The organism is Streptomyces sp. NPDC001920, assembly GCF_053594495.1.
Window position 1 is genome coordinate 51,629 of the sequence record NZ_JBSFEP010000010.1, and the last position, 25,051, is coordinate 76,679.

Here is a 25,051-nt window from a genome sequence, read left to right on the forward strand (position 1 = left end):
CTTCATTGTGGGCATCGTATCGTCGTCACGAGGTCGGCAGAGCGGGCGGAGTCTTGGCCGGCCGTTCCTCCAGGGCCTCCAGCGCGATGCGGATCGCCTCGTCGAGCTGGGCGTCCCTCCCGGCCATCCAGTCCTGCGGGCGCTGCACCACCTCCACGTCCGGGTCGACTCCGTGGTTCTCCACGTCCCAGCCCTGGCCCTCCAGCCAGATGGCGTACTTCGGCTGGGTGATCAGGGTTCCGTCGACCAGGTGGTAGCGGCTGTCGACGCCGATCACGCCGCCCCAGGTGCGGGTGCCGACCACCGGCCCCAGGCCCAGCGCCTTGATCGCCGCGTTCACGATGTCCCCGTCGGAGCCGGAGAACTCGTTCGCCACGGCCACCACGGGGCCGCGGGGGGCGTCCATCGGGTAGCTGTACGGGCGCATCCCGCGAGGGAGCTCCCAGCCCACGATCCGGCGGGCCAGCTTCTCCACGACCAGCTGGGAGGTGTGGCCGCCGCCGTTCTCGCGCACATCCACGACGAGGCCGTCCCGTGCCACCTCGATCCGCAGGTCACGGTGGATCTGGGCCCAGCCGGGCGCCTGCATGTCCGGCACGTGCAGATAGCCGAGCCGGCCGGCGGACCTCTCGTGGACGTACGCCCGGCGGTCCGCCACCCACGCGTGGTAGCGCAGCGGCTGCTCGTCGGCGACCGGTACGACGACCGCGTGCCGTACGTCCCCGCCGCCCGACGGTGAGATCGTCAGCTCCACCGCCTTGCCCGCCGTGCCGACGAGCAGCGGCCCGGGGCCGGTCACCGGGTCCACCGGCACCCCGGCCACCGCCACGATCGCGTCCCCGGCGCGCACGGCGACACCCGGTGCGGCCAGCGGCGCCCGTGCGTCCGGGTCGGAGGTCTCGGACGGCAGGATGCGGTCGATCCGCCAACTGCCGTCCTCATGACGGGAGATGTCGGCGCCGAGCAGGCCCTGCCGCGGGCCGCCGCCGTATCCGCCGCGCGGGGCCACGTAGGCGTGCGAGGTGCCCAGTTCGCCCTGGACCTCCCACAGCAGGTCCATCATGTCGTCGTGCGTGGCCACCCGGTCCACGAGCGGGCGGTAGCGGTCGAGTACGCCCGTCCAGTCGACGCCGTTCATGTCCGGATGCCAGAAGTGGTCGCGCATGATGCGGCCGGTCTCCTCGAACATCTGCCGCCACTCCGCCGACGGGTCCACCGTCTGCCGTACTCGCGTCAGGTCCACGGTGACGTTCGAGTCGCTGTCGTCGTCACCGGAGGCCCGCCGGTCGCTGGGGACGACCTTCAGCCTGCCGTCGGTCCACAGCAGCACCCGTTTGCCGTCGCCGCTGACCTCGAAGTGGTCGGCGTCGTCGGCGAGATGCTCGATGCGGCGCCGGCCGAGGTCGTAGCGCTCCAGCTCGGTCTTGGGCTCGGGGTCGTCGGGCGTGGCCCGGGTGGCGCCGAGGGCGCCCCGCACGGGGTGCCGCAGCCACAGCACGCCGTCCTTCGCGGCCCGCAGGTTGGTGTAGCGGGCCGCCTCGACCGGGAACGGCACGATCCGGTCGGCCAGCCCGTCGAGGTCGATGCGGGTGGTCGGGGTGCCCTCGCTGTCGGGCGTCTCGTCCTTGTCGGGCGCGTCGAAGGGGCGGCCGTGCCGCTGCGGTCCGAACGGGGACGGCGTGGTCGCGGCGAGCGTGATCAGGTGCGGACGGGAGCCGACCACGAAGGCGAGGTCGAAGACGTGCTCGTCGTAGACCGGGTCGAAGGCCCGCGTCGACAGGAACACCAGGTGCTTGCCGTCCTGGGTGAACGCGGGCGCGTAGTCCTGGAAGCGCAGCGGGGTCGCCTCGGACACCGACAGGTCGGTGGTGTTGGCGAGCTTGAGCTGGCACAGCGGGCGCGGGCCGGGGTGCGACCAGGCGAGCCAGGCGGAGTCGGGCGAGAAGACCAGCCCGGACACATCACCGTCGGCGCTGCGGTCGACCTCGCGCACCTCGCCGCTCTCCCGCTCGACGAGCAGCACCCGTCCGTCGTGCGCGGCGACCGCGGCACGGCTGCCGTCGGGCGCCATGGCGAGCTCCAGCACCCGTCCGAGCTGCCCGGCGGCCAGTCTGCGCGGGGTGGCGCCGGGCGCGAGTCCGGTCGCGGGCGCGAACTCCAGTGCGTCGTCGCCCTCCGCGTCCGTCACCCACACCACCCAGTCCTCGCCATCCGCCCGGAAGGTGCGCGGCCGGCGGGCCCGTACCCCGGGCCGGGCGGCGAGCGCACGGGTGGGCCCGGAGCGGTGGGTGACCCAGTGCACGGCACCGCGTACGGCCACGGCACTGCCGCGCGCCGTGTGGTCCGGGGCGGCCGACCCGAACCAGCGGGCGGCGTTCACCGGGTACGGCTGCCGGTCGGTGCGCTGCCCGCCGAGCCGGATGTCGAGCCTGCGCGGCTCGGCCCCGTCGAGGTCGTCGAGGATCCAGAGTTCACCGGCGCGGACGAACACGACCCGGGTGCCGTCGCTCGCGGTGTGCCGGGCGTAGAAGCCGTCGACGGGGCTGTGCCGCCGCAGGTCCGACCCGTCGGCGAGGGACGAGTACACCGCCCCCACCCCCTCGTGGTCGGAGAGGAAGGCGATCCGCTCCCCCACCCACACGGGGTACTCGATGTTCCCGTCCAGCTCCTCGTGCAGCCGTGTGAAGTCCCCCTCCCCCGTCAGGTCGATCCACAGCTTGCCCGCCGTGCCGCCCCGGTAGCGCTTCCACCGTGCCGCTTCCAGCCCCATGGGCGCGGAGGCGAGCACGAGGTGCGGGCCGTGCACGACGTCGGCGACGGGACCGTACGGCAGGACGGTCGCGGGGCCGCCGTCGAGCGGGACGGTGTGCGCCCAGGTGCGACGGCTGCCCGCCTGGCCGTGGGCGCTGATCGCGAGGACCTGGCCGTCGGGGGTCCAGCCGCGCACCCTGGTCTGCCCGCCGCCCCAGTGGGTGAGGCGCTTGGAGGGCCCGCCGTCGACCGGCGCGATGTGCACCTCGGGGGCGCCGTCGCGGCTGGAGGTCCAGGCGACGGTCGTGCCGTCGGGCGATATGCGCGGCAGGCTCACCGGCACGTTGTCGGCGCTGACCCGCCAGGCACGGCCGCCGCCGAGCGGGGCGAGCCACACGTCGTCCTCGGCGGTGAAGGCGACCAGGTCGCCGTGCAGGTGCGGGTACCGGAGATACGAAGACGATCCAGACGTCGCGGACTGAGTCACCCGATCACCATAAGCAGGGGCGGCGTCCGGGGACAGGCCTTCGGATCACTTGACCAACTCCCGCGGCGATGCGCTCACTTGCCCTCCGGCCAGCAGTTCGGATGCTGCTTGCAGTAGACGGTCCTGGTGACCGTCACCGTGACCGTGGGACCGGGCTGCTGTCCGCCGCCCGGGGCGACCGGCGAGGGCTTGGCGTTGCAGTTGCCCAGCCCGTTGACGTGGAACCACTCCTTGCCGTCGATCTTGGCGACGAGGTCCCCGCGCACACAGGCGCCGCTGACGGCCCGAGTGATCCGGCCGGTGACGGTGATGTCCTTGCCGTCCTTGGTCTCACCCTCGCAGTCGACCTCGACCACGGTGTTCTCACTCGCCGTCGGCGCGGAGGACCTGCCGCCGTCGTCGTACGAGCCCGTGCAGTTGAGCCACTGCACGTCGGCCTTCTGCCGCTTCAGTTCCTCGGTCACGGTCTGGTCGGTCGTGAACGCCACGGTCGCACTGCTCAGCCCGCCCGGATCGCAGGCCACCATCGCGCCGGCGGCGACCACGGCGAGCCCCGCCACGCCCGCCGCGCGCACGCCGCGCGCACGACCCGTGCGGTCCGCTCGACCCCAAACCCTCCTGAACGCCCCCATGGAGGGCAGCCTGCCACTGTCCCGGCCGGCGCGGTAGAGCGCATACGGCCACTGTCGGCGCTCCCGGTCGGCCCTCGGAGCGCGGCCGTGTCAGGACCAGCGGCCGGTGCGGCCGAGAAGCAGAGCCGTCGCCGCCGTTCCGGCGGTGGAGGTGCGCAGCACGGTGCGGCCGAGACGGTACGCCTTCGCGCCCGCCTCCTCGAAGAGGGCCAACTCCTCGGGGCTGACGCCGCCTTCGGGTCCGACGACGAGCACGATCTCACCCTCGGCGGGGAGTTCGGCCGTCGCCAGCGGCTCGCTGCCGTAGTCGCGCTCCTCGTGCAGGACGGCGGCGAAGTCGGCTCGGGCGAGGAGCGCCGCGACCTGCTTGGTGGTGGCCGCGTCCGCGACCTCGGGGAACCGTACGCGGCGGGACTGCTTGCCGGCCTCGCGGGCGGTGGCCCGCCACTTGCCGAGGGCCTTCGCCCCGCGCTCGCCCTTCCACTGCGTGATGCACCGGGCGGCCGCCCAGGGCACGATCGCGTCCACACCGGTCTCGGTCATGGTCTCGACGGCCAGTTCGCCGCGGTCGCCCTTGGGCAGGGCCTGGACGACGGTGATGCGGGGGGACTCCGGGGGTTCCTCGGCCACCGGGCTCATGTGGACGATGAGCCGGTCCTTGCCCTCCGTGCCGACGACCTCGCACTCGGCCGAGCGGCCTTCGCCGTCCGTGAGGACGACGGTCTCCCCGGGCCTGAGCCGCTTGACGGAGACGGCGTGCCGTCCCTCGGGGCCGTCGAGGACGTACCGCCCGGCGTCACCCGCGTCGAAGTGCTCGACGAGGAATACGGGAGCCGTCATCGCCTCGCACCCCCTGCCGGGCGGGAGGACAACGCTGTCGCCGCGGCGTCCAGTTCGGCGGCCAGCACCTCCACCAGCTGCCCCGCGGGCAGTTCGCGCGCCATCCGGTGCCCCTGTCCGGCCCACAGCGCCATGCCCTGCGGGTCCCCGGACGCGGCGGCCTTCTTGCGCAGGGGCGAGGTCAGGTGGTGGACCTCGGGGTAGGCGGCGGGGGCGTACGGCCCGTGTTCGCGCATGAAGCGGTTGACGAGGCCGCGGGCGGGGCGCCCGGAGAAGGCACGCGTCAACTCGGTCCGTACGAACAGGGGATTGGTCAGCGCCTGCTTGTGCAGGGGGTTGGCGCCGGACTCGGGGGTGGCGAGGAAGGCGGTGCCGAGCTGGGCGGCGCTCGCCCCGGCCGCGAGGGCGGCGGCGATCTGGCTGCCGCGCATGATGCCGCCGGCGGCGACTATGGGCAGGTTCACGGTCTCCCGGATCTGCGCGATGAGCGAGAGCAGCCCGATGCCGGTGCCGTCGGTCTCGGGGTTGTCGCGATGGGTGCCCTGGTGCCCGCCGGCCTCGATGCCCTGGGCGATCACGGCGTCCGCGCCGGCCTGCTGCACGGCGAGGGCCTCGTCCGGCGTGGTGGCGGTGACCAGGGTGAAGGTTCCGGCGCGGCGGAGCGACTCCAGGACCTCGCGGCTGGGCACCCCGAAGTGGAAGGAGACGACCGGCACCGGGTTGTCGAGCAGCACGGCGAGCTTGGCGTCGTACCCGTCGTCGCGTCCGCTGTCCGGGTCGCCCAGCTCGGTCTCGTACCAGGCGGCCTCGCCGGCCAGCTGGTGGGTGTAGACGTCCACGGCCGCCGCGGAAGCGGGCGCGGCGCCGGCCGCTCCGGTGCCGCCGGTGCTCGCGCCGGGGTGCTCGGGCTGCGGCATGAAGAGGTTGACCCCGAAGGGCTTGGTCATCAGGCCCCGCAGCTGCTTGATCTCCTGGTACATCCCGTCGGCGGTCTTGTACCCGGCGGCGAGGAACCCCAGCCCGCCGGCCTCGGACACGGCCTGGGCGAGATGCGGCACGGAGACGCCGCCCGCCATGGGGGCCTGCACGATCGGGAGGGGGAAGAGATCGGTCAGCGCGGAGGACATGACGGCATGTTGTCACGTCCCTCTGGCAAGTCCGAATCGACCCTTCCCCTTGGCACGGGCCGGTGAATCCCCGGCCCGCGGCCCTTGGAGCCAGCGCCCGTGAAGGCGTCCTTCAACCGAGAACAACCCCCGCTCCCCCGGCTGACCATGCCCACCCGGGGGACGACTCCCGGACCCCCAGCAGCGCGACCCGACCGCCTCAGCGCCCGTTGAACGCGTCCTTCAACCGCGAGAACAACCCCTGCTGCCCCGGCTGGAACTGCCCCTGGGGCCGCTCCTCGCCGCGCAGCTTGGCCAGTTCGCGCAGGAGGCGCTCCTGCTCGGGGTCCAGCTTGGTCGGGGTCTGGACCTCGACGTGCACGATGAGGTCCCCTCGGCCGCCGCCGCGCAGATGCGTGACGCCGCGCCCGTGCAGCGGGATCGACTGACCCGACTGCGTACCGGGCCGGATGTCGACCTCCTCCAGCCCGTCCAGCGTCTCCAGCGGCACCTTCGTGCCGAGGGCCGCCGCGGTCATCGGGATCGTCACCGTGCAGTGCAGGTCGTCGCCGCGCCGCTGGAACATCGCGTGCGGCAGCTCGTGGATCTCGACGTACAGGTCACCGGCGGGACCGCCACCGGGCCCGACCTCGCCCTCACCGGCGAGCTGGATCCGCGTGCCGTTGTCGACGCCGGCCGGGATCTTGACCGTGAGGGTGCGGCGGGACCGTACGCGTCCGTCGCCCGCGCACTCCGGGCAGGGCGTCGGGACCACGGTGCCGAAGCCCTGGCACTGGGGGCAGGGCCGGGACGTCATGACCTGGCCCAGGAAGGACCGGGTGACCTGGGAGACCTCACCGCGGCCGCGGCACATGTCGCAGGTCTGGGCGGAGGTGCCGGGCGCCGCGCCCTCACCGTTGCAGGTGTTGCAGACGACGGCCGTGTCGACCTGGATGTCCTTCGTGGTGCCGAAGGCCGCCTCGTCGAGCTCCACCTCCAGCCGGATCATCGCGTCCTGGCCGCGCCGGGTGCGCGAGCGCGGGCCGCGCTGGGACGCCGTGCCGAAGAAGGCGTCCATGATGTCCGAGAAGTTCCCGAAGCCACCGGCCCCGAAGCCACCCGCGCCCGCGCCGCCCGCCTGGGACAGCGGGTCGCCGCCGAGGTCGTAGACCTGCTTCTTCTGCGGGTCCGACAGCACCTCGTAAGCGGCGTTGATCTCCTTGAACCGCTCCTGGGTCTTCGGATCCGGGTTGACGTCCGGGTGCAGCTCGCGAGCGAGCCGCCGGAAGGCCTTCTTGATCTCTTCCTGCGACGCGTCGCGACGCACGCCGAGAACGGCGTAGTAGTCCGTGGCCACTTACGACTCCGCCAGGATCTGTCCGACGTAACGTGCCACTGCGCGTACCGCTCCCATCGTTCCCGGGTAATCCATGCGGGTCGGTCCGACCACGCCGAGCTTGGCGACTGCCTCGCCGCCCGAACCGTAGCCGACCGAGACCACGGACGTGGAGTTGAGTCCCTCGTGGGCGTTCTCGTGACCGATGCGCACGGTCATGCCCGAATCCTTGGCCTCGCCCAGCAACTTGAGGAGCACGACCTGCTCCTCCAGCGCTTCGAGCACCGGCCGGATGGTGAGGGGAAAGTCATGTCCGAAGCGGGTGAGATTGGCGGTGCCGCCGATCATCAACCGCTCCTCGTTCTCCTCGACGAGCGTCTCCAGCAGGGTGGAGAGCACGGTCGAGACGGTGCCGCGGTCCTCCACGTCGAAGCCCTCGGGGAGGTCCTCGACGAGCTGCGGCACATCGGTGAAGCGCCGCCCCGCGACCCTGCTGTTCAGCCGCGCGCGTAGATCCGCGAGCGAGGCCTCGCCGAAGGGCGCCGGACAGTCGACCACCCGCTGCTCGACCCGTCCGGTGTCCGTGATCAGCACCAGCATCACCCGTGCGGGCGCGAGCGAGAGCAGCTCGACGTGCCGCACGGTCGACCGGGTCAGCGAGGGGTACTGCACGACGGCGACCTGCCGGGTGAGCTGCGCGAGCAGCCGTACCGTGCGCGCCACGACGTCGTCGAGGTCGACGGCGCCCTCCAGGAAGTTCTGGATGGCGCGTCGCTCCGGCGGGCTCATCGGCTTGACGCCGGCGAGCTTGTCGACGAACAGCCGGTAGCCCTTGTCGGTGGGGATCCGCCCGGCGCTGGTGTGCGGCTGGGCGATGTAGCCCTCGTCCTCCAGGGCCGCCATGTCGTTGCGGACCGTCGCCGGGGAGACGCCGAGGTTGTGCCGCTCGGTGAGCGCCTTGGAGCCGACCGGCTCCTCCGTCCCGACGTAGTCCTGGACGATGGCGCGCAGCACCTGGAGCCTGCGTTCACTCAGCATCTCGCGCACACCTCCAGAACTCGTTCCCTTGACGTTTCGCCTGGCACTCTGCGCGGGCGAGTGCCAGCCGTCCCCGGCCCAGTGTACGGCCGTGGGGTACGCCCCGGGCAAGGCCGGTCCGGCACCACCGTGCCTGACGGTGGTGTCCCCGCTAGCGTCGCCGTATGACGGTGACTTGGGAAGAGCTGGGGTGGGAGCGACTGGCCGCCGGGGTGGGCCGGTGCCGGCTCCCGGTGTGGGACTGCACGGCCGGGCTGGTCGTGGGGCGCAACACGGCGCTGGTGATCGACGCCGGGTCAAGCCTCGGGGAGGGCGCGCGGTTGCGTACGCAGGCGCAGTGGCTCGCGGGTCACCGTGTGACTCATCTCGCGCTGACCCATCCCCACTTCGATCACGTCTTCGGGGCGGCGGCGTTCGCGGGGACGGAGATCTTCGGCGCCGTGGGCATGGACACGGTCTTCGCGCAGCGGCACGCGCGCGAGGAGCTGCGCGCGGACGCGGTGGGCAACGGCCTGGACCCGGCGTCGGCGGAGGAGGCGGTGGACGCCCTGGTGCACCCGCGCCATCAGGTCAGCGGCGAGTGGACGCTCGACCTCGACGACGGTCACCAGGTGCTCCTGGCGAACGTGGGCCCGGCCCACACCGCCCATGACCTGGTCGTGCTGGTGCCGGGCCGGTCCCCCGGGGATCGGGAGGTGGTCTTCTGCGGCGACCTGGTGGAGGAGTCGGGCGAGCCCCAGGCGGGCCCCGACGCCGTACCGTCCCACTGGCCGGCGGCACTGGACCGGCTCCTGGAGCTGGGCGGCGAGGACGCGCTGTACGTACCCGGTCACGGAGCGGTGGTGGACGCGGACTACGTACGACGCCAGCGCGACGCCCTCGCAGCCCGTTTCGGCGTGTCGCACTGATCCGCGCTCCATGGCGGCCGGGATTCTCCTATCGTCACTCGAATGCGCCAGTACTCCGCCGACCTGACCCCGCCCTGGAAGAAGCCGAAGCCCGTCCCCGAGGTCCCCGCGGAACCGGGCCTGGTGGTCGAGGAGCCCGGCACCGGTTTCTGCGGCGCGGTGATCCGCTGCGAGGCCGGCACCGTGACGCTGGAGGACCGCTTCGGCAAGCACCGGGTGTTCCCGCTGGAACCGCGCGGGTTCCTGCTGGAGGGCAGGGTGGTGACCCTCGTCCGGCCGTCGGGCGCTGCTCCGGTACGTCCCACCCGTACGGCATCCGGTTCGGTCGCCGTCCCCGGCGCACGCGCGCGCGTGGCCCGCGCCGGGCGTATCTACGTGGAGGGCCGGCACGACGCCGAGCTGGTCGAGAAGGTCTGGGGCGACGACCTGCGCATCGAGGGCGTGGTGGTGGAGTACCTGGAGGGCGTCGACGACCTCCCGTCGATCGTGGCCGATTTCGCACCGGGTCCGGATGCGCGGCTGGGGGTGCTGGTGGACCACCTGGTGCCGGGCTCGAAGGAGTGGCGCATCGCGGAGGCGGTGACGAGTGAGCACGCGCTGGTCGTCGGCCACCCGTACATCGACATCTGGGAGGCGGTGAAGCCGTCGTCCCTCGGGATCCCGGGGTGGCCGAAGGTGCCGCGCGGACAGGACTGGAAGACGGGGGTGTGCCGGGCGCTGGGGTGGCCGTCGGAGAACACCGGGGCGGTGTGGCAGGCGATTCTGGCGCGGGTGGGGTCCTACAAGGACCTTGAGCCGGAGTTGTTGGGGCGGGTGGAGGAGCTGATCGACTTTGTCACGGGTAGCGGTGGGGCCTGACCTTCTCGTAGGTCTCGAATTCGCTGGTGTCCAGTTCGACGTCGATGGGTTCCAGCGGCGTGATGTCGCCGAATTTGGTAATCCGCTGGCACCGGTAGTCCGCGTCCTCTCCCTCGCCCGTCGGCTCAGTGAGTAGTACGCACTGGCCCATGACAGGGTCGATGATCAAGTAGGAGGGCACCTTGGCTGCCGCGTAGATGGAGCGCTTGACCACATAGTCACGGTCCACGCTACGTCTTGGAGACGACCTCCACCTTGTTCACTCGCCGGAGTGATCAGTCCACCAGATCCCTGACCACCGCATCCGCCAGCAACCGCCCGCGCAACGTCAGCACCGCCCGCCCCTCCGCGTACGGCACCTCCTGCAGCAGGCCCTCCCCCAGCGCCCGCCGAGCAGCCGCCAGCCCCGTCTCCCGCAGCAGCTCCAGCGGCACCCCCTCCCGAAGCCGCAGCTCCAGCAGGATCCGCTCCACCCGCCGGTCCTCCTGCGACAGCAGCTCACGCCCGGCCCCCGGCGACCGCCCCGCCGCCAGCGCCGCCGCGTACGCGCCCGGATGCTTGACGTTCCACCAGCGCACCCCGCCGACGTGCGAGTGGGCCCCCGGACCCGCGCCCCACCAGTCGGCGCCCCGCCAGTACAGCTCGTTGTGCAGGCAGCGCCCGGCCTGCGAGGTCGCCCAGTTCGACACCTCGTACCAGTCGAAACCGGCCTCCGACAGCACCGACTCCGCGATCAGGTACCGGTCCGCGTGTACGTCGTCGTCCGTCATCGGGACCTCGCCCCGGCGGATACGGCGGGCCAGCTGCGTGCCCTCCTCGACGATCAGGGCGTACGCGCTGATGTGGTCCGGCCCCGCACCCAGCGCCGCCTCCAGCGATGCCCGCCAGTCGTCGTCCGTCTCCCCGGGTGTGCCGTAGATCAGGTCCAGGTTCACGTGCTCGAACCCCGCGGCCCGCGCCTCCGCCACGCACGCCTCCGGGCGGCCCGGCGTGTGCGTGCGGTCCAGGACCTTCAGCACATGCTGTTTCGCGCTCTGCATGCCGAAGGAGATCCGGTTGAAGCCGCCCTCGCGGAGGGTGGCCAGGTAGGCCGGGCCGACCGACTCCGGGTTCGCCTCCGTCGTGATCTCCGCGTCCGGCGCCAGCCCGAACTCGTCGCGGATCGCCCCCAGCATCCGTACGAGATCGTCGGCGGCCAGCAGTGTGGGCGTACCGCCGCCGACGAAGACCGTGCGGGCCTCGCGCGGGTCGTCGCCGAGGACCTTGCGGGCCAGGCGGACCTCGTCGATCAGGGTGTCGGCGTAGTTGTCGCGGGAGGCGAGCACGCCGCCCGTGCCGCGCAGCTCGGTCGCCGTGTAGGTGTTGAAGTCGCAGTAGCCGCAGCGGGTCGCGCAGTACGGGACGTGCAGGTAGAAACCGAGGGGGCGGTCGGCGGCGCCGGCGAGCGCGGACGCGGGGAGCGCGCCGTCGTCGGGGACGGGTTCGCCGTCGGGGAGTGCGGAGGGCATGCGTTCCATTCTCCCGTACCCCGCCGGTTACTCGGCCTGCAGTACCAGCAGCGCCAGATCGTCCTCGGGCGGACGGCCGCCGAACTCGTGCACCAGCCTGCGGATGCGTTCCGCGATCAGCTCCGCGTTCAGCCCCGCGCACCCGGCCAGCGCGGTCGCGAGCCCGTCGCCGTCGTCGAACTGGCGGGAGCCGCTGCGCCGCTCCGTCACCCCGTCGGTCACGCACAGCAGGGTGTCGCCGGAGCGCAGCTCGAAAGTCTCGCTGGTGTACGTCACATCCTCGACGACCCCGAGGAGCGTCTGCGGGTGCGCTGCCGTGTGGACCTCGCCGCCCTCGCCGAGCACCAGTGGCAGCGGGTGCCCTGCGGAGGCGAGGGTGCAGCGGATGCCGCCGTCGAAGGGGGTGAGTTCGCCGTAGAGGAGGGACAGGAAGCGGGTCTGCGGGCCGTCGTCGGGGGCGACCGGGCCGACGAGGGCACGGGCGGCGGCGTCGGCGGCCTCGGTGGCGTCGTCGAGGAGGAGCTGGTTGAGGCGGTCGAGGACGTCGGCGACGCGGTAGCCCTCGCGGGCGAGCAGGCGAAGCCAGGGGCGCGCGATGCCGATCACCACGGCCGCCTCGGGGCCCTTGCCCTGGACGTCCCCGATGGCGAAGCACCAGCGGCCGTCGCCGGCCGGGAACAGGTCGTAGAAGTCGCCGCTCGGCCCGCCCATGTCGCACGGCTCGTACACCAGGGCGCTGGCCACACCGGGGATCTTCGCGACGGCACCGGGCAGGAGTCCGCGTTGCAGGACCCGGCTGATGGTGGCCTGCCGGGCGTACTGGCGGGCCGCGCCGATGGCGAGGGCCACCCGGCGGCTGAGGTCCTCGACGAGCCCGGTGATCTCGTCGGGGAAGCGCGCGAGACCGGCCCGGCCGATGACCAGGGTGCCCAGCGGGCGGCCGCCGGCGATGAGGCGGTACGCGAGCGCAGTGCCGCTCGTCCCGTGCCGGCCGAGCGCCTCGCCCGGCCAGGGATGCGGCACGGGGCCGGCCCGGTGGGTGTCGGCCGGGTGCGGTGGCTCCTTCTCCAGGGCGCGGCGGAGGTCCTCGGTGAGGTTCTCGGAGCAGTGCCAGACCCGGGCGAGCCTGGGCCCGGCCCCCGCGATGCCGTCCGCCGGCCGTCCGCCGTCGGCACCGGCGTCGCCGGGCCGGGGGTAGCCCCAGCGGCCGGCGACCTCGTCCTCCAGCCACACCGCGCACCAGTCCGCCAGCCGCGGCACGATCAGCTGGCCGGCGAGGGCGGCGACGAGGTTCTCGTCGAGCTGTCCGGCGAGCAGGTCGGATGCCTCGGCGAGGAAGGACAGGGCACCGCGGTTGAGCCATTCCCGTTCCCGCTCGGCGCGGTGCGGACCCTCGGGGTGCCAGGCGTGTCCGGGGTGCGGGAAGCGGTGGTCGGCGGGCCGGCTGTGCCGGGGGGCCTCGCGGCCGTACGACTCCCCCCGATCGAGGGAATCGGTCAGCGGCGGGGCGCTGGGCTCCGGGGGCGGCTCGGGCGCGAGGATCTCGGCGACGCGCAGCCCGCGCTCCAGCGCGCGTTCCTCGGCGTACGCCTCCATGTCGTCCCGCGCCGTCTCGGGCTCCTCGGCGGGAATCCGTGCCCAGACGGTCTTGGCGCCGGTGCGGTAGGTGACGCCCCAGGACTCGGCCAGCCGGGACACCAGCCGCAGGCCGCGGCCGTACTCGGGCGTTTCGTACGGCGCCTCGGGCTCGCCGTTGCGGGGGGCGCGCGAGGGGTGGTGGTCCAGGACCTCGACGAGGAGGGCACCGGTGTCCTCCTCCAGCCGACAGGTGAGCTCGACCTCGGTTCCGGCGTGCACGACGGCGTTGGTGACCAGCTCGCTCACCGCCACGACGGCGTCCTCGACGAGTCGGGGGGTGAGACGTTCGGTGCCGGGAAGGCCGGATTCGGCCCACTCGCTGAGGGCGGCGCGCACCAGGGAGCGGGCGGATCCCGGGGAGAGAGGACTGCCGGGGAGGGTGGTGCGGGTCTCGGGCTGCGGGGGTGCGAGGTGGTCCGCGCCGGGGTGCGCGCCCTCCTCGCACGGGCGTGAGTCCTCGTGCGCAGGCGTGTCAGAGGCACGGGTGACGGTCTCCCGTTGCACCGGAATGGCCCCCATCAACAGCTCCCCGAACGGTTCGGACGAATACGCCTCGGTCGACGCCGACAGAGTGACAGACTGGCCACGCCCATAAGCACCGAGTTACCGAAGTGGGCCGCCATGAGTGAGATCCGTGCTACGCGTGTACTCGAAGACGGTCATAAAGACGGTCAGATTCGAGCATCCGAACTACGCCCGCTGCTCGCCGCGATGACCGCGGCCCGCGACGGCGACTTCCGCCGTCTCCCGGAGACCGGCGAGGGAGTGGTGGCCGAACTGACGGCGGTCTTCAACCAGATCATGGACCGCAGCACGCACTTCAACCGTGAGATGCAGCGGGTCAAACGGGAGTTGGTGCGGTACGGCCGGCTCGACGAGCGGCTCTCGACGAGCCCGGGGCCCGGTGACTGGACGACCCGGGTCAACGACGTCAACCAGGTGCTCGACGCCCTGGTGGCCCCGGCGGCCAACGCCACACGGGTGCTGGACGCGGTGGCCGGCGGCGACCTCACCCAGCGCGTCGACCTGCACGACGGCAGCCGCCAGTTACGCGGCGACCTGCGGCGTCTGGGCCGGGCCGTGAACAAGATGGTCGACCAGCTCTCCCTGTTCACCGGCGAGGTCACCCGGGTGGCCCGCGAGGTCGGCACCGAGGGCCGCCTCGGCGGCCGGGCCAAGGTGCAGGGGCTGTCCGGCAGCTGGCGGGACGTGACCGAGGCGGTCAACACGATGGCGTCCCGGCTGACCGCCCAGGTGCGCGACATCGCGCTCGTGACCACGGCGGTGGCCCGCGGTGACCTGACCCGCACGGTCACCGTGGAGGCGACCGGTGAGCTGCTCGAACTGAAGCTGACCGTCAACACGATGGTCGACCAGCTCTCCGCCTTCGCCGACGAGGTCACCCGCGTCGCCCGCGAGGTCGGCACGGAAGGGCAGTTGGGCGGGCGGGCCCAGGTGCGGGGCGTCTCCGGCGTCTGGAAGGACCTCACCGACAACGTCAACTTCATGGCGTCGAACCTGACCTCCCAGGTCCGCAACATCGCCCAGGTGACGACGGCCGTCGCCAACGGCGACCTGAGCCAGAAGATCACCGTCGACGCCCAGGGCGAGATCCTCGAACTCAAGTCGACCATCAACACGATGGTCGACCAGCTCTCCGCCTTCGCCGACGAGGTCACCCGCGTCGCCCGCGAGGTCGGCACCGAGGGCAATCTCGGCGGGCGGGCCCAGGTCCGGGGCGTCTCCGGCGTCTGGAAGGACCTCACCGACAACGTCAACTTCATGGCGGACAACCTCACTTCGCAGGTCCGCAACATCGCCCTGGTGTCCACGGCCGTGGCCCAGGGCGACCTCGGCAAGAAGATCACGGTGGAGGCGAAGGGCGAGATCCTGGAGCTGAAGTCGACCATCAACACGATGGTCGACCAGCTCTCCGCCTTCGCCGACGAGGTCACCCGCGTCGCCCGCGAGGTCGGCACCGAGGGCAATCTCGGCGGCCAGGCCCAGGTCCGGGGCGTCTCCGGCGTCTGGAAGGACCTCACCGACAACGTGAACTTCATGGCGCTGAACCTGACCTCCCAGGTCCGCAACATCGCCCAGGTCACCACCGCCGTCGCCAACGGCGACCTCTCCAAGAAGATCACCGTCGACGCCCGCGGCGAGATCCTGGAACTCAAGGACACCGTCAACACGATGGTGGAGCAGTTGCGCGCCTTCGCCGACGAGGTGACGAGGGTGGCCCGCGAGGTCGGCACCGACGGCAGACTGGGCGGCCGTGCCCAGGTCCTGGGTGTCTCCGGCGTGTGGCGGGACCTGACCGACAACGTCAACTACATGGCGGACAACCTGACCTCCCAGGTCCGCAACATCGCCCAGGTCACCACGGCCGTCGCCAACGGCGACCTCTCCAAGAAGATCGACGTCGACGCCCGGGGCGAGATCCTGGAGCTGAAGACCGCCATCAACACGATGGTCGACACCCTGTCCTCCTTCTCCTCCGAGGTCACCCGCGTGGCCCGTGAGGTGGGCTCCGAGGGCCAGCTCGGCGGCCAGGCCCGGGTGGAGGGCGTGTACGGCACCTGGAAGCGCCTGACGACGAACGTGAACGAACTCGCGTCGAACCTGACCACCCAGGTCCGCGCGATCGCCGAGGTGGCCTCCGCGGTGGCCCAGGGCGACATGTCCCGCTCGATCACGGTGGAGGCGCGGGGCGAGGTCGCCGAGCTGAAGGACAACATCAACCTGATGGTGGCCAACCTGCGCGAGACGACCCGCGCCAAGGACTGGCTGGAGTCCAACCTGACCCGCCTGGCCGCCCTGATGCAGGGCCACCGTGACCTGATGGAAGTCGCCGACCTGCTGCTGCGCGAGCTGACGCCGCTGGTGAACGCCCAGTACGGCGCGTTCTTCCTGGCCGACCCGGACGAGGAGAGCGCGTCCTTGCGGACGACCGTTCCCACGAAGGGGCTCGCGTTCATCGCCGGGTACGGATCGGCCCAGGGCACGACCACCGAGACCGGCGGTCTCCCGGTGCACGGGCTGGTCCGGCAGGCGGCCCGCGAGAAGAAGCGGATCCTCGTCGAGGAGGCCCCGCCGGACTACATCAAGATCAACAGCGGGCTGGGGGAGGCGGCACCCACCAGCGTCGTCATCATCCCGATCCTGTTCGAGGACAAGCTGCTCGGCGTGATCGAGCTGGCGTCCTTCTCCCGATTCTCCGACGTGCACCTGGCGTTCTTCGACCAGTTCGTGAACACCATCGCCGTCGCGATCAACACCATCATCGCCAACTCCCGTACGGAGTCCTTGCTCGGTGAGTCCCAGCGCCTCGCCCGGCAGCTCCAGGAGCGCTCCGACGAACTGCAGATGCAGCAGGCGGAGCTGCAGCGCTCCAATGCCGAACTGGAGGAGAAGGCGGCGCTGCTGGCGACCAGCTCGCAGTACAAGTCGGAGTTCCTGGCGAACATGTCGCACGAGCTGCGCACGCCCCTGAACTCCCTGCTGATCCTCGCGAGGCTGCTGTCGGACAATCCGGACGGCCATCTCACCGACCAGGAGGTCCAGTTCGCGACGACGATCCACCGCTCGGGATCCGACCTGCTCCAGCTGATCAACGACATCCTGGACCTGTCGAAGATCGAGGCGGGCCGGATGGACGTACGCCCCAAGAAGCTCCCGCTCATCAAGCTGCTCGACTACGTCCACGCCACGTTCCGCCCGCTCACCATCGACCGGGGGCTCGCCTTCGAGGTGTCGGTCGGCGAGGACGTGCCCCGCGAGATGTACTCGGACGAGCAGCGCCTCCAGCAGATCCTGCGCAACCTCCTGTCCAACGCGATCAAGTTCACGGCGTCGGGGAAGGTCGAGCTGTGTGTGACCCGGGTGAAGGACCCCGAGCACCGCTTCGTCCGGGAGAGCGACGACGTGATCGCGTTCGCGGTGTCCGACACCGGTATCGGTATCGCCCCGGGGAAGCTCCCGGTGATCTTCGAGGCGTTCCAGCAGGCCGACGGGACGACCAACCGCAAGTACGGCGGCACGGGACTGGGCCTGTCCATCAGCCGGGAGATCGCCGGTCTGCTGGGCGGCCGTATCGTCGCCGAGAGCGAGCCCGGCGAGGGCTCCACGTTCACGCTGTACGTCCCGGTGGCGAGCCCTGGGCACGCCGCGACCGGCCTGGCGCCCGAGGACCGTTCGCTGCCGGTGCCGGAGCAGCTGCCGGCCGAGTCCCTCCAGAACGCCCACGACACGGACGACTCCTGGCCGGCGCCGACCAAGCTGGAGGCGTGGCAGACCGGCCGGCCCGGCCTGGTGCTTCCGGGCCGGCGGGTGCTGATCGTGGACGACGACATCCGCAACGTCTTCGCGCTCACCCATGTGCTGGGCCGGGTCGGCATGCCCGTGCTGTACGCGGAGAACGGACGCGAGGGCATCGAGACACTGGAGCGCAACCCGGACGTCCAGCTGGTGCTGATGGACATCATGATGCCGGAGATGGACGGGTACGAGACGATCTCCGCCATCCGTCGCACCCCTCGCTGGGTCGACCTGCCCATCGTCGCCCTGACCGCGAAGGCCATGCCGGGTGACCGGGAGAAGTCCATCGCGCGGGGCGCCAACGACTACGTACCCAAACCGGTGAACGTGGATCAGCTGCTGACCGTCGTCTGCGACCTCCTGGACCCCGAGGGCGCGGCGCGGGGGGAGGGCGCCCCGGAGCCGGAAGAACCCGTGGTACCGGGACCGAGCGCTTCCGGGGAGGAAGCGGTCCCGCCGACGATCACCGAATGAGGCCACTTCACCATGAGCGCTGAGGCAACGACCGACGAGCCTGCTGGGATCCTCCTGGTCGACGACATGGAGGACAACCTGATCGCGCTGGAGGCCGTACTGGGGTCCCTCAACGAGCCGCTCGTACGCGCGCGTTCGGGCGAGGAGGCGATGAAGGCCCTGCTGCGCCGACGCTTCGCCCTGGTCCTGCTCGACGTGCGCATGCCGGGCATGGACGGCTTCGAGACCGCCGCGAACATCAAACGGCTCGACCAGACCAAGGACGTCCCGATCATCTTCCTGACCGGTGCGGAGGACGACCCCGGCTACGCGTTCCGCGGCTATGCGACGGGTGCGGCGGACTACCTGACCAAGCCGTTCGACCCGTGGGTGCTGCGCGCGAAGGTCAGCGTCTTCCTCGACCTGCACCGCAAGAACCAGCAGCTGGCCCGCCTGCTGGCCCAGCGACCGCCGCAGAGCGCCGAGTTCCTCATACGCCTGACCGCACTGGAGAAGGAACTCGACGGGAACAACCCACCCGACGTCACCAGGCTCCGCGACCAGGTCCGTGAACTGCGGCAACTGGCGAGCGCGGGGCGCGTGCCCTGACCTGGGGCCCGTCGTTCGGATCACGCCGGCCTCGCGAGGCGGCGGGTCCGCGTCGATGGTGCGGCTCCGCCGCGTGGGCGCGACCCGCGGTGGCCGCGCCCAGTCTCCCCGCCGCGCTACGCCTCCCGCGTACCCGCGTACATCTCCTCGATCAGGTCCTTGTACTCCCGCTCCACGACCGGCCGCTTCAGCTTCAGGCTCGGCGTGATCTCCCCGTGCTCCACGTCGAGATCACGCGGCAGAAGGCGGAACTTCTTGATGGTCTGCCACTTCTGAAGCCCCTCGTTGAGCTTCTTGACGTAACCGTCCACCATCTCGACGGTGGCCGGGGCTGCGACGATCTCCGCGTACGACTTCCCGGAGAGCCCGTTCTCCTCGGCCCACGCCGTGATCGCGACCTCGTCCAGCGCGATCAGCGCCGTGCAGAAGTTCCGGTCGGCCCCGTGCACCAGGATGTTGGACACGTACGGGCACACCGCCTTGAACTGTCCCTCGACCTCGGCGGGCGCGATGTACTTGCCGCCCGACGTCTTGATGAGGTCCTTCTTGCGGTCGGTGATGCGCAGGTACCCGTCGGCCGACAGCTCGCCGATGTCACCGGTGTGGAACCAGCCGTCCGACTCCAGGACCTCCGCCGTCTTCTCCGGCAGCCCGTGGTAGCCCTCCATGATCCCGGGACCGCGCAGCAGGATCTCCCCGTCCTCCGCGATCCGCACCTCCGTGCCGGGCAGCGGCTTGCCGACCGTGCCGGTGCGGTAGGCCTCGCCGGGGTTCACGAAGGACGCGGCCGAGGACTCGGTGAGGCCGTAGCCCTCCAGGATGTGGATGCCGGCGCCGGCGAAGAAGTAGCCGATCTCCGGGGAGAGGGCGGCGCTGCCCGACACGCAGGCGCGCAGGTTGCCGCCGAACGCCTCGCGGATCTTGGCGTAGACGAGCGTGTCGGCGACCTTGTGCTTGGCGGCGAGACCGAAGGGCGCCGAGTGGGTGCCGGTGCGGCGGAAGTTGTCCTGGGTGACCTTGGCGTACTCGCGGGCGACCTCGGCGGCCCACTGGAAGATCTTGTACTTGGCGCCTCCGGCCGCGCGGGCCTTGGCGGCGACCCCGTTGTAGACCTTCTCGAAGATGCGGGGCACGGCCGCCATGTACGTCGGCTGCACGACCGGCAGATTCTCGATGATCTTGTCGACGCGGCCGTCGACGGCGGTGACGTGGCCGACCTCGATCTGGCCGGAGGTGAGGACCTTGCCGAAGACGTGCGCGAGCGGCAGCCACAGGTACTGCACGTCGTCCGCGCCGACCAGGCCCGTCGAGGCGATCGCCTTCGCCATGTACGACCAGTTGTCGTGCGGGAGCCGAACACCCTTGGGGCGGCCGGTGGTGCCGGAGGTGTAGATCAGGGTGGCCAGCTGGTCCTTGGTGATGGCGCCGACCCGCTCCTTGACCAGGTCTGCGTCCTTCTCCAGCCGGGCCGCGCCGCGCTTCTCCAGCTCGTCGAGGGTGAGGATCCAGTCGGCGGTCTCGACGCCGGCGGGGTCGATGACGACGACATGCGTCAGATGCGGCAGCTCGGCGCGCTTCTCCCGCGCCTTGTCCAGCTGGGCGGCGTCCTCGGCGATGAGCACCCGGCTCTCGGAGTCGGCGAGGATGAACGCCGACTCGTCGGCGTTGGTCTGCGGATAGACGGTGGTCGTCGCGGCGCCGGCGCACATGATGCCCAGGTCGGCGAGGATCCACTCGACCCGGGTGGAGGAGGCGAGGGCCACCCGCTGCTCGGGCTGGACGCCCAGCTCGATGAGCCCGGCCGCGATGGCGAAGACCCGTTCGGCGGTCTGTCCCCAGCTCAGCGACTTCCAGTCGTCCGGGCCCTGCCCCGATGCCGACGGCACGGGATACCTGTATGCCTCGGCGTCCGGTGTGGCCGCCACACGCTCCAGGAAGAGGGCCGCCACGGTCGGCGGACGGTTCTCGATCAGTGTCTGTGTGTCGCTCACGACATCCTCCGGGGCCCGCGGCTGTGCGGCTGGTTCCACTGTGCGGCTGGTTCACTCGCGTTGTTTAACTCGCGAGTAACTATCGAGCAGGGATCAGAGTAAAGGTCGGCAGCCCTCGACGTAAGGTCCTGCGGCCTGTCACTTCTCCACGGAATCACCTCACATGCACCAGGGGCCCGCCGTGATCTCGCACGACGGACCCCAGTGACGGCGTTGAGCCGGGTCACCCGGCGTTACCTGCGGTTACTTCTTGCCCTTGGCCGATCCCGCGCTGTCATCACTGCTCAGTACGGCGATGAAGGCCTCCTGCGGAACCTCCACGGAACCCACCATCTTCATCCGCTTCTTGCCTTCCTTCTGCTTCTCCAGCAGCTTGCGCTTACGGGAGATGTCACCGCCGTAGCACTTGGCGAGGACGTCCTTGCGGATGGCGCGGATGGTCTCGCGGGCGATCACCCGGGAGCCGATGGCGGCCTGCACCGGCACCTCGAACGCCTGCCGCGGGATCAGCTCCTTGAGCTTGGCGACGAGCCGTACGCCGTACGCGTACGCCTGGTCCTTGTGGGTGATCGCCGAGAAGGCGTCCACCTTGTCGCCGTGCAGCAGGATGTCGACCTTGACCAGGCTGGAGGTCTGCTCGCCGGTGGGCTCGTAGTCGAGGGAGGCGTACCCGCGGGTCTTGGACTTCAGCTGGTCGAAGAAGTCGAAGACGATCTCCGCGAGCGGCAGGGTGTAGCGGATCTCCACCCGGTCCTCGGACAGGTAGTCCATGCCGAGGAGGGTGCCTCGCCGGGTCTGGCACAGCTCCATGATGGAGCCGATGAACTCGGTCGGCGCGAGGATCGTGGCGCGTACGACGGGCTCGTACACCTCGTTGATCTTGCCCTCGGGGAACTCGCTCGGGTTGGTGACGGTGTGCTCGCTGCCGTCCTCCATCACGACCCGGTAGACCACGTTCGGCGCGGTGGCGATCAGGTCGAGACCGAACTCGCGCTCCAGCCGCTCGCGGATCACGTCCAGGTGCAGCAGGCCGAGGAAGCCGACACGGAAGCCGAAGCCCAGCGCGGCGGAGGTCTCCGGCTCGTAGACCAGCGCGGCGTCGTTGAGCTGGAGCTTGTCCAGGGCCTCGCGCAGCTCGGGGTAGTCGGAGCCGTCCAGTGGATAGAGCCCGGAGAACACCATCGGCTTGGGGTCCTTGTACCCGCCGAGCGGCTCGGTGGCGCCCTTGTGCTGGCTGGTGACGGTGTCACCGACCTTCGACTGGCGGACGTCCTTCACGCCGGTGATCAGATAGCCCACCTCGCCGACGCCGAGGCCGTCGGCCGCCAGCATCTCGGGCGAGTTCGTCCCGATCTCCAGCAGCTCGTGCGTGGCGCCCGTCGACATCATCTTGATGCGCTCGCGCTTGTTGAGCTGACCGTCGATGACACGGACGTACGTCACGACACCGCGGTAGGAGTCGTAGACCGAGTCGAAGATCATCGCGCGGGCGGGGGCGTCCTTGACGCCGACCGGCCCGGGGATCTCGGCCACGACCTTGTCGAGCAGCGCCTCGACGCCCAGGCCGGTCTTGGCGGAGACCTTGAGCACGTCGCTCGGGTCGCAGCCGACCAGGTTGGCGAGTTCCTCGGCGAACTTCTCGGGCTGCGCGGCCGGCAGGTCGATCTTGTTGAGCACCGGGATGATCGTGAGGTCGTTCTCCATCGCCAGGTAGAGGTTGGCGAGGGTCTGGGCCTCGATGCCCTGGGCGGCGTCGACGAGGAGGATGGTCCCCTCGCAGGCGGCGAGCGACCGCGAGACCTCGTACGTGAAGTCGACGTGCCCCGGGGTGTCGATCATGTTGAGGATGTGCGTGTTGTTCTTGTCGTGGGTCGGAGCCCACGGCAGACGCACCGCCTGGGACTTGATCGTGATGCCGCGCTCACGCTCGATGTCCATCCGGTCGAGGTACTGAGCACGCATCTGCCGCTGCTCGACCACACCGGTCAGCTGGAGCATCCGGTCGGCGAGCGTGGACTTGCCGTGGTCGATGTGCGCGATGATGCAGAAATTGCGGATCAGAGCCGGGTCGGTACGGCTCGGCTCGGGCACATTGTTAGGGGTCGCGGGCACGCAGGGTCCTGTCTCTTGAGGCGCCTTATGCCTCGGGTCGGATCGATACGTAGGTTCCATGGTCCCATGGGCGGCGACCGGCGACCGTTTTGGGCCGTCGGCCGGGCCACTGGTACTCTGGGTGGCTGTGTCTCATGCCCTCTCAGCGCGAGGCACATCCTCAAGAAATCACCTGGTACGGGACCCGGTCTCCTCGTGAGGCTCCTGGCCCGTGCCTGAACCTGAAAAGGCTCATTCGTGGCGAACATCAAGTCCCAGATCAAGCGGATCAAGACCAACGAGAAGGCTCGGCTGCGCAACAAGGCCGTCAAGTCCTCCCTGAAGACCGCGATCCGCAAGGCCCGTGAGGCCGCTGCCGCGGGTGACGTCGAGAAGGCCACCGAGTACCAGCGCGCTGCCGCGCGTCAGCTCGACAAGGCCGTCTCCAAGGGCGTCATCCACAAGAACCAGGCCGCCAACAAGAAGTCGGCGCTTGCTTCCAAGGTCGCTGCGCTCAAGGGCTGACACTTGATTTGACCGCCGGAGGGAATCGAGCGGGCCCTCTCTCATCCGCTCCCGTCCGGCACCCCGAGCCTGTACGCGGCCTGCGTTCGCCACGCGGGTACGGGCTCAGCATCGTGAACCGAAGGCCCCGGTGCCCCGCTCTTCCCCAGAGCGGGTGCCGGGGCCTTCGGCATATTCCCGGCTTCCCGGGCGGGCGCCGGTGCGTCGGTCCTGTCGCCGGTCCTGTCCTTGAGTGTCGGGACGACGGTCACGACCAGAAGTCGTTGCCCTTGTCGAGGTCCGCGACGCACTCGTCGAGGTCGGTGATCTTGTCCCCGACGATCCGGAAGACGATGCCGCCGTTGTCGTCGATGTGCTTGTCGCCCCGGTCGGCGGTGAAGCGGTGCACGGACATCGCGTGTCCACGGCCGTCGACGAAAATGTCGCGCAGCTCGACCTGGAACGAGCCGCCCGTCTCCGAGGACAACCGCGCGTAGTACCCCTCGACGATCGAGTCGAACCCCTTGTAGTCCCCCGAGAGCGGGTGGGAGCCGGGCACATGGTGGGCGCAGTCCCCGGTCATCATGCCGCGCAGGGTCTCCATGTCTCCGCGCTGGAAGGCTTCGTAGCCCTTGCGGACGAGAGCCGCATGCGGGTGTTCAGCCATGACGGTCGCCACCTTTCCCAGTCCGGCGATATACGGCTGATACGCCCGATTCTCCTCCCCCGCCCCAGGGTCTGTCGTTTGGATCAGGTCGGCTGAGAGAAACCGCGCCTCTCAGCCCACCCGAGCGTGGTCTGGCGGGTGCAGCCGCAAGACGCGGGAGGGCCGCCGGCGCTATGGGGGTCGCCCCCGGGTCGAGCGCAGTCGAGAGCAGGGGAGTCGGCAACCGTGGGGGAGTCGGCAACCGAGACGACGCGGCAGCTGCGCGTGCCGGCCCCCCGACGTCGGCATGATCCAACCGAGAGGCCCTTGATCTAGCCGCGCCCCCTGGAACGAGCGGCCCGCGCGATCACCACGACCGCCTTCTCCAGGGCGTACTCGGGGTCGTCCCCACCGCCCTTCACACCGGCGTCGGCCTCGGCGACCGCCCGCAGCGCGACCGCCACCCCGTCCGGCGTCCACCCCCGCATCTGCTGCCGCACGCGGTCGATCTTCCACGGCGGCATGCCCAGCTCCCGCGCGAGATCGGCGGGACGGCCGCCGCGCGCCGAGGACAGCTTTCCGATGGCCCGCACCCCCTGCGCGAGGGCGCTGGTGATCATGACGGGCGCCACCCCGGTCGACAGCGACCAGCGCAGCGCCTCCAGCGCCTCCGCGGCCCGCCCCTCGACCGCCCGGTCGGCGACGGTGAAGCTCGACGCCTCGGCTCGGCCGGTGTAGTACCGGCCGACGACCGCCTCGTCGATCGTCCCCTCGACATCGGCGACCAGCTGACTGACGGCCGACGCCAGCTCCCGCAGATCGCTGCCGATGGAGTCGACCAACGCCTGGCAGGCCTCGGGCGTCGCCGACCGCCCTGCCGTCCGGAACTCGCCGCGCACGAACGCCAGCCGGTCCGCCGGCTTGGTCATCTTCGGGCAGGCCACCTCCCGGGCGCCCGCCTTGCGCGCGGCGTCGAGCAGCTTCTTGCCCTTGACCCCACCGGCGTGCAGCAGCACCAGCGTGATCTCCTCGGCCGGGGAGGCGAGATACGCCGTCACGTCCTTGATCGTGTCGGCCGCCAGGTCCTGGGCGTTGCGCACGACCACGACCTTGCGCTCCGCGAACAGGGAGGGACTGGTCAACTCGGCCAGCGTGCCGGGCTGCAGCTGGTCCGGGGTCAGCTCCCGCACGTCCGTATCGGCATCGGCGGCCCTCGCCGCGAGCACCACCTCCCGCACGGCACGGTCGAGCAACAGCTCCTCCTGACCCACGGCAAGGGTCACGGGGGCAAGGGGATCGTCATCAGCAGTCTTACTGGCCATCGCGACAAGGATGGCA

General features: G+C 70.9%; 17 protein-coding genes and 1 pseudogene. 5 read left to right on the forward strand and 13 right to left on the reverse strand.

Translation table 11 applies throughout. The features are described from left to right. Nucleotides 1-25: 25 nt before the first annotated feature. The 6 genes from ACWCPI_RS18400 to hrcA form a co-directional block, all read right to left on the reverse strand. Nucleotides 26-3,238 carry a S41 family peptidase gene (locus ACWCPI_RS18400; RefSeq protein WP_451039106.1) on the reverse strand — a complete coding sequence of 1,071 codons (3,213 nt, stop codon included), beginning with the start codon at nt 3,236-3,238 and terminating at the stop codon, nt 26-28. 74 nt (nt 3,239-3,312) lie between these two features. Then, nucleotides 3,313-3,870, reverse strand: a complete 558-nt coding sequence (locus ACWCPI_RS18405) for a hypothetical protein (protein WP_451039107.1) — start codon at nt 3,868-3,870, stop codon at nt 3,313-3,315. A 90-nt stretch (nt 3,871-3,960) separates the two neighbouring features. After that, nucleotides 3,961-4,710, reverse strand: a complete 750-nt coding sequence (locus tag ACWCPI_RS18410) for a 16S rRNA (uracil(1498)-N(3))-methyltransferase (RefSeq protein WP_451039108.1) — start codon at nt 4,708-4,710, stop codon at nt 3,961-3,963. Continuing rightward, a complete protein-coding gene (locus ACWCPI_RS18415) occupies nt 4,707-5,837 on the reverse strand; it encodes a nitronate monooxygenase (RefSeq protein ID WP_451039109.1) in 1,131 nt (376 codons plus the stop codon). Before ACWCPI_RS18415 ends, ACWCPI_RS18410 begins: the two co-directional genes overlap by 4 nt. Nucleotides 5,838-6,036: 199 nt before the next feature. Further along, nucleotides 6,037-7,173 carry a molecular chaperone DnaJ gene (gene dnaJ, locus ACWCPI_RS18420; protein WP_388799114.1) on the reverse strand — a complete coding sequence of 379 codons (1,137 nt, stop codon included), beginning with the start codon at nt 7,171-7,173 and terminating at the stop codon, nt 6,037-6,039. After that, the gene (hrcA, locus tag ACWCPI_RS18425; RefSeq protein ID WP_388799117.1) at nt 7,174-8,190 is read right to left on the reverse strand and encodes a heat-inducible transcriptional repressor HrcA; all 1,017 of its coding nucleotides are present in this window, start codon (nt 8,188-8,190) and stop codon (nt 7,174-7,176) included. It lies immediately after the preceding gene. Nucleotides 8,191-8,354: 164 nt separating this feature from the next. Here hrcA and ACWCPI_RS18430 point away from each other — a divergent pair, with 164 nt between their 5' ends. Both ACWCPI_RS18430 and ACWCPI_RS18435 read left to right on the forward strand, forming a co-directional pair. Continuing rightward, the gene (locus tag ACWCPI_RS18430) at nt 8,355-9,098 is read left to right on the forward strand and encodes an MBL fold metallo-hydrolase (protein ID WP_451039110.1); all 744 of its coding nucleotides are present in this window, start codon (nt 8,355-8,357) and stop codon (nt 9,096-9,098) included. 42 nt (nt 9,099-9,140) lie between these two features. Next, on the forward strand, nt 9,141-9,956 hold the full coding sequence (locus tag ACWCPI_RS18435; RefSeq protein ID WP_451039111.1) for a DUF3097 domain-containing protein: 816 nt from the start codon (nt 9,141-9,143) through the stop codon (nt 9,954-9,956). Here ACWCPI_RS18435 and ACWCPI_RS18440 read toward each other — a convergent pair. The 3 genes and pseudogenes from ACWCPI_RS18440 to ACWCPI_RS18450 form a co-directional block, all read right to left on the reverse strand. Next, nucleotides 9,934-10,210 (reverse strand): annotated as a pseudogene (locus ACWCPI_RS18440) (Uma2 family endonuclease); the annotation flags it as partial. The gene ACWCPI_RS18435 and the pseudogene ACWCPI_RS18440 overlap by 23 nt on opposite strands. 21 nt (nt 10,211-10,231) lie before the next feature. Continuing rightward, the gene (gene hemW / locus ACWCPI_RS18445) at nt 10,232-11,464 is read right to left on the reverse strand and encodes a radical SAM family heme chaperone HemW (RefSeq protein WP_451039112.1); all 1,233 of its coding nucleotides are present in this window, start codon (nt 11,462-11,464) and stop codon (nt 10,232-10,234) included. 27 nt (nt 11,465-11,491) lie between these two features. Next, on the reverse strand, nt 11,492-13,621 hold the full coding sequence (locus tag ACWCPI_RS18450) for a SpoIIE family protein phosphatase (protein WP_451039113.1): 2,130 nt from the start codon (nt 13,619-13,621) through the stop codon (nt 11,492-11,494). A 102-nt stretch (nt 13,622-13,723) separates the two neighbouring features. Between ACWCPI_RS18450 and ACWCPI_RS18455 the strand changes: the two genes are divergently transcribed. Together ACWCPI_RS18455 and ACWCPI_RS18460 are read left to right on the forward strand one after the other, a co-directional pair. Then, nucleotides 13,724-17,893: a HAMP domain-containing protein gene (locus tag ACWCPI_RS18455; RefSeq protein WP_451039114.1), complete on the forward strand. Its 4,170-nt coding sequence runs from the start codon at nt 13,724-13,726 to the stop codon at nt 17,891-17,893. A 12-nt stretch (nt 17,894-17,905) separates the two neighbouring features. Continuing rightward, nucleotides 17,906-18,481, forward strand: a complete 576-nt coding sequence (locus ACWCPI_RS18460) for a response regulator (protein ID WP_451039115.1) — start codon at nt 17,906-17,908, stop codon at nt 18,479-18,481. A gap of 116 nt (nt 18,482-18,597) precedes the next feature. Here ACWCPI_RS18460 and ACWCPI_RS18465 read toward each other — a convergent pair whose 3' ends face one another. Then, complete coding sequence (locus ACWCPI_RS18465; RefSeq protein WP_451039116.1) at nt 18,598-20,472, reverse strand: AMP-dependent synthetase/ligase; 1,875 nt, start codon at nt 20,470-20,472, stop codon at nt 18,598-18,600. Nucleotides 20,473-20,715: 243 nt separating this feature from the next. Further along, nucleotides 20,716-22,584, reverse strand: a complete 1,869-nt coding sequence (gene lepA, locus ACWCPI_RS18470) for a translation elongation factor 4 (RefSeq protein ID WP_451039117.1) — start codon at nt 22,582-22,584, stop codon at nt 20,716-20,718. A 237-nt stretch (nt 22,585-22,821) separates the two neighbouring features. On the opposite strand from lepA, the gene rpsT reads away from it, so the two are divergent. After that, the gene (gene rpsT / locus ACWCPI_RS18475; RefSeq protein ID WP_009188551.1) at nt 22,822-23,088 is read left to right on the forward strand and encodes a 30S ribosomal protein S20; all 267 of its coding nucleotides are present in this window, start codon (nt 22,822-22,824) and stop codon (nt 23,086-23,088) included. 247 nt (nt 23,089-23,335) lie between these two features. Here rpsT and ACWCPI_RS18480 read toward each other — a convergent pair whose 3' ends face one another. Both ACWCPI_RS18480 and holA read right to left on the reverse strand, forming a co-directional pair. Further along, the gene (locus ACWCPI_RS18480) at nt 23,336-23,734 is read right to left on the reverse strand and encodes a nuclear transport factor 2 family protein (RefSeq protein ID WP_451039118.1); all 399 of its coding nucleotides are present in this window, start codon (nt 23,732-23,734) and stop codon (nt 23,336-23,338) included. Between the two features lie 311 nt (nt 23,735-24,045). After that, a complete protein-coding gene (gene holA / locus ACWCPI_RS18485) occupies nt 24,046-25,035 on the reverse strand; it encodes a DNA polymerase III subunit delta (protein ID WP_451039119.1) in 990 nt (329 codons plus the stop codon). Nucleotides 25,036-25,051: the final 16 nt, after the last annotated feature.

Excerpts from the sequence above, each read along its gene's own strand:
- ACWCPI_RS18405 (WP_451039107.1), bottom strand. The coding sequence starts at position 3,870 with ATGGGGGCGTTCAGGAGGGTTTGGGGTCGAGCGGACCGCACGGGTCGT.
- ACWCPI_RS18410 (WP_451039108.1), bottom strand. The coding sequence starts at position 4,710 with ATGACGGCTCCCGTATTCCTCGTCGAGCACTTCGACGCGGGTGACGCC.
- ACWCPI_RS18415 (WP_451039109.1), bottom strand. The coding sequence starts at position 5,837 with ATGTCCTCCGCGCTGACCGATCTCTTCCCCCTCCCGATCGTGCAGGCC.
- hrcA (WP_388799117.1), bottom strand. The coding sequence starts at position 8,190 with ATGCTGAGTGAACGCAGGCTCCAGGTGCTGCGCGCCATCGTCCAGGAC.
- ACWCPI_RS18430 (WP_451039110.1), top strand. The coding sequence starts at position 8,355 with ATGACGGTGACTTGGGAAGAGCTGGGGTGGGAGCGACTGGCCGCCGGG.
- ACWCPI_RS18435 (WP_451039111.1), top strand. The coding sequence starts at position 9,141 with ATGCGCCAGTACTCCGCCGACCTGACCCCGCCCTGGAAGAAGCCGAAG.
- hemW (WP_451039112.1), bottom strand. The coding sequence starts at position 11,464 with ATGCCCTCCGCACTCCCCGACGGCGAACCCGTCCCCGACGACGGCGCG.
- ACWCPI_RS18450 (WP_451039113.1), bottom strand. The coding sequence starts at position 13,621 with ATGGGGGCCATTCCGGTGCAACGGGAGACCGTCACCCGTGCCTCTGAC.
- ACWCPI_RS18455 (WP_451039114.1), top strand. The coding sequence starts at position 13,724 with ATGAGTGAGATCCGTGCTACGCGTGTACTCGAAGACGGTCATAAAGAC.
- ACWCPI_RS18460 (WP_451039115.1), top strand. The coding sequence starts at position 17,906 with ATGAGCGCTGAGGCAACGACCGACGAGCCTGCTGGGATCCTCCTGGTC.
- ACWCPI_RS18480 (WP_451039118.1), bottom strand. The coding sequence starts at position 23,734 with ATGGCTGAACACCCGCATGCGGCTCTCGTCCGCAAGGGCTACGAAGCC.
- holA (WP_451039119.1), bottom strand. The coding sequence starts at position 25,035 with ATGGCCAGTAAGACTGCTGATGACGATCCCCTTGCCCCCGTGACCCTT.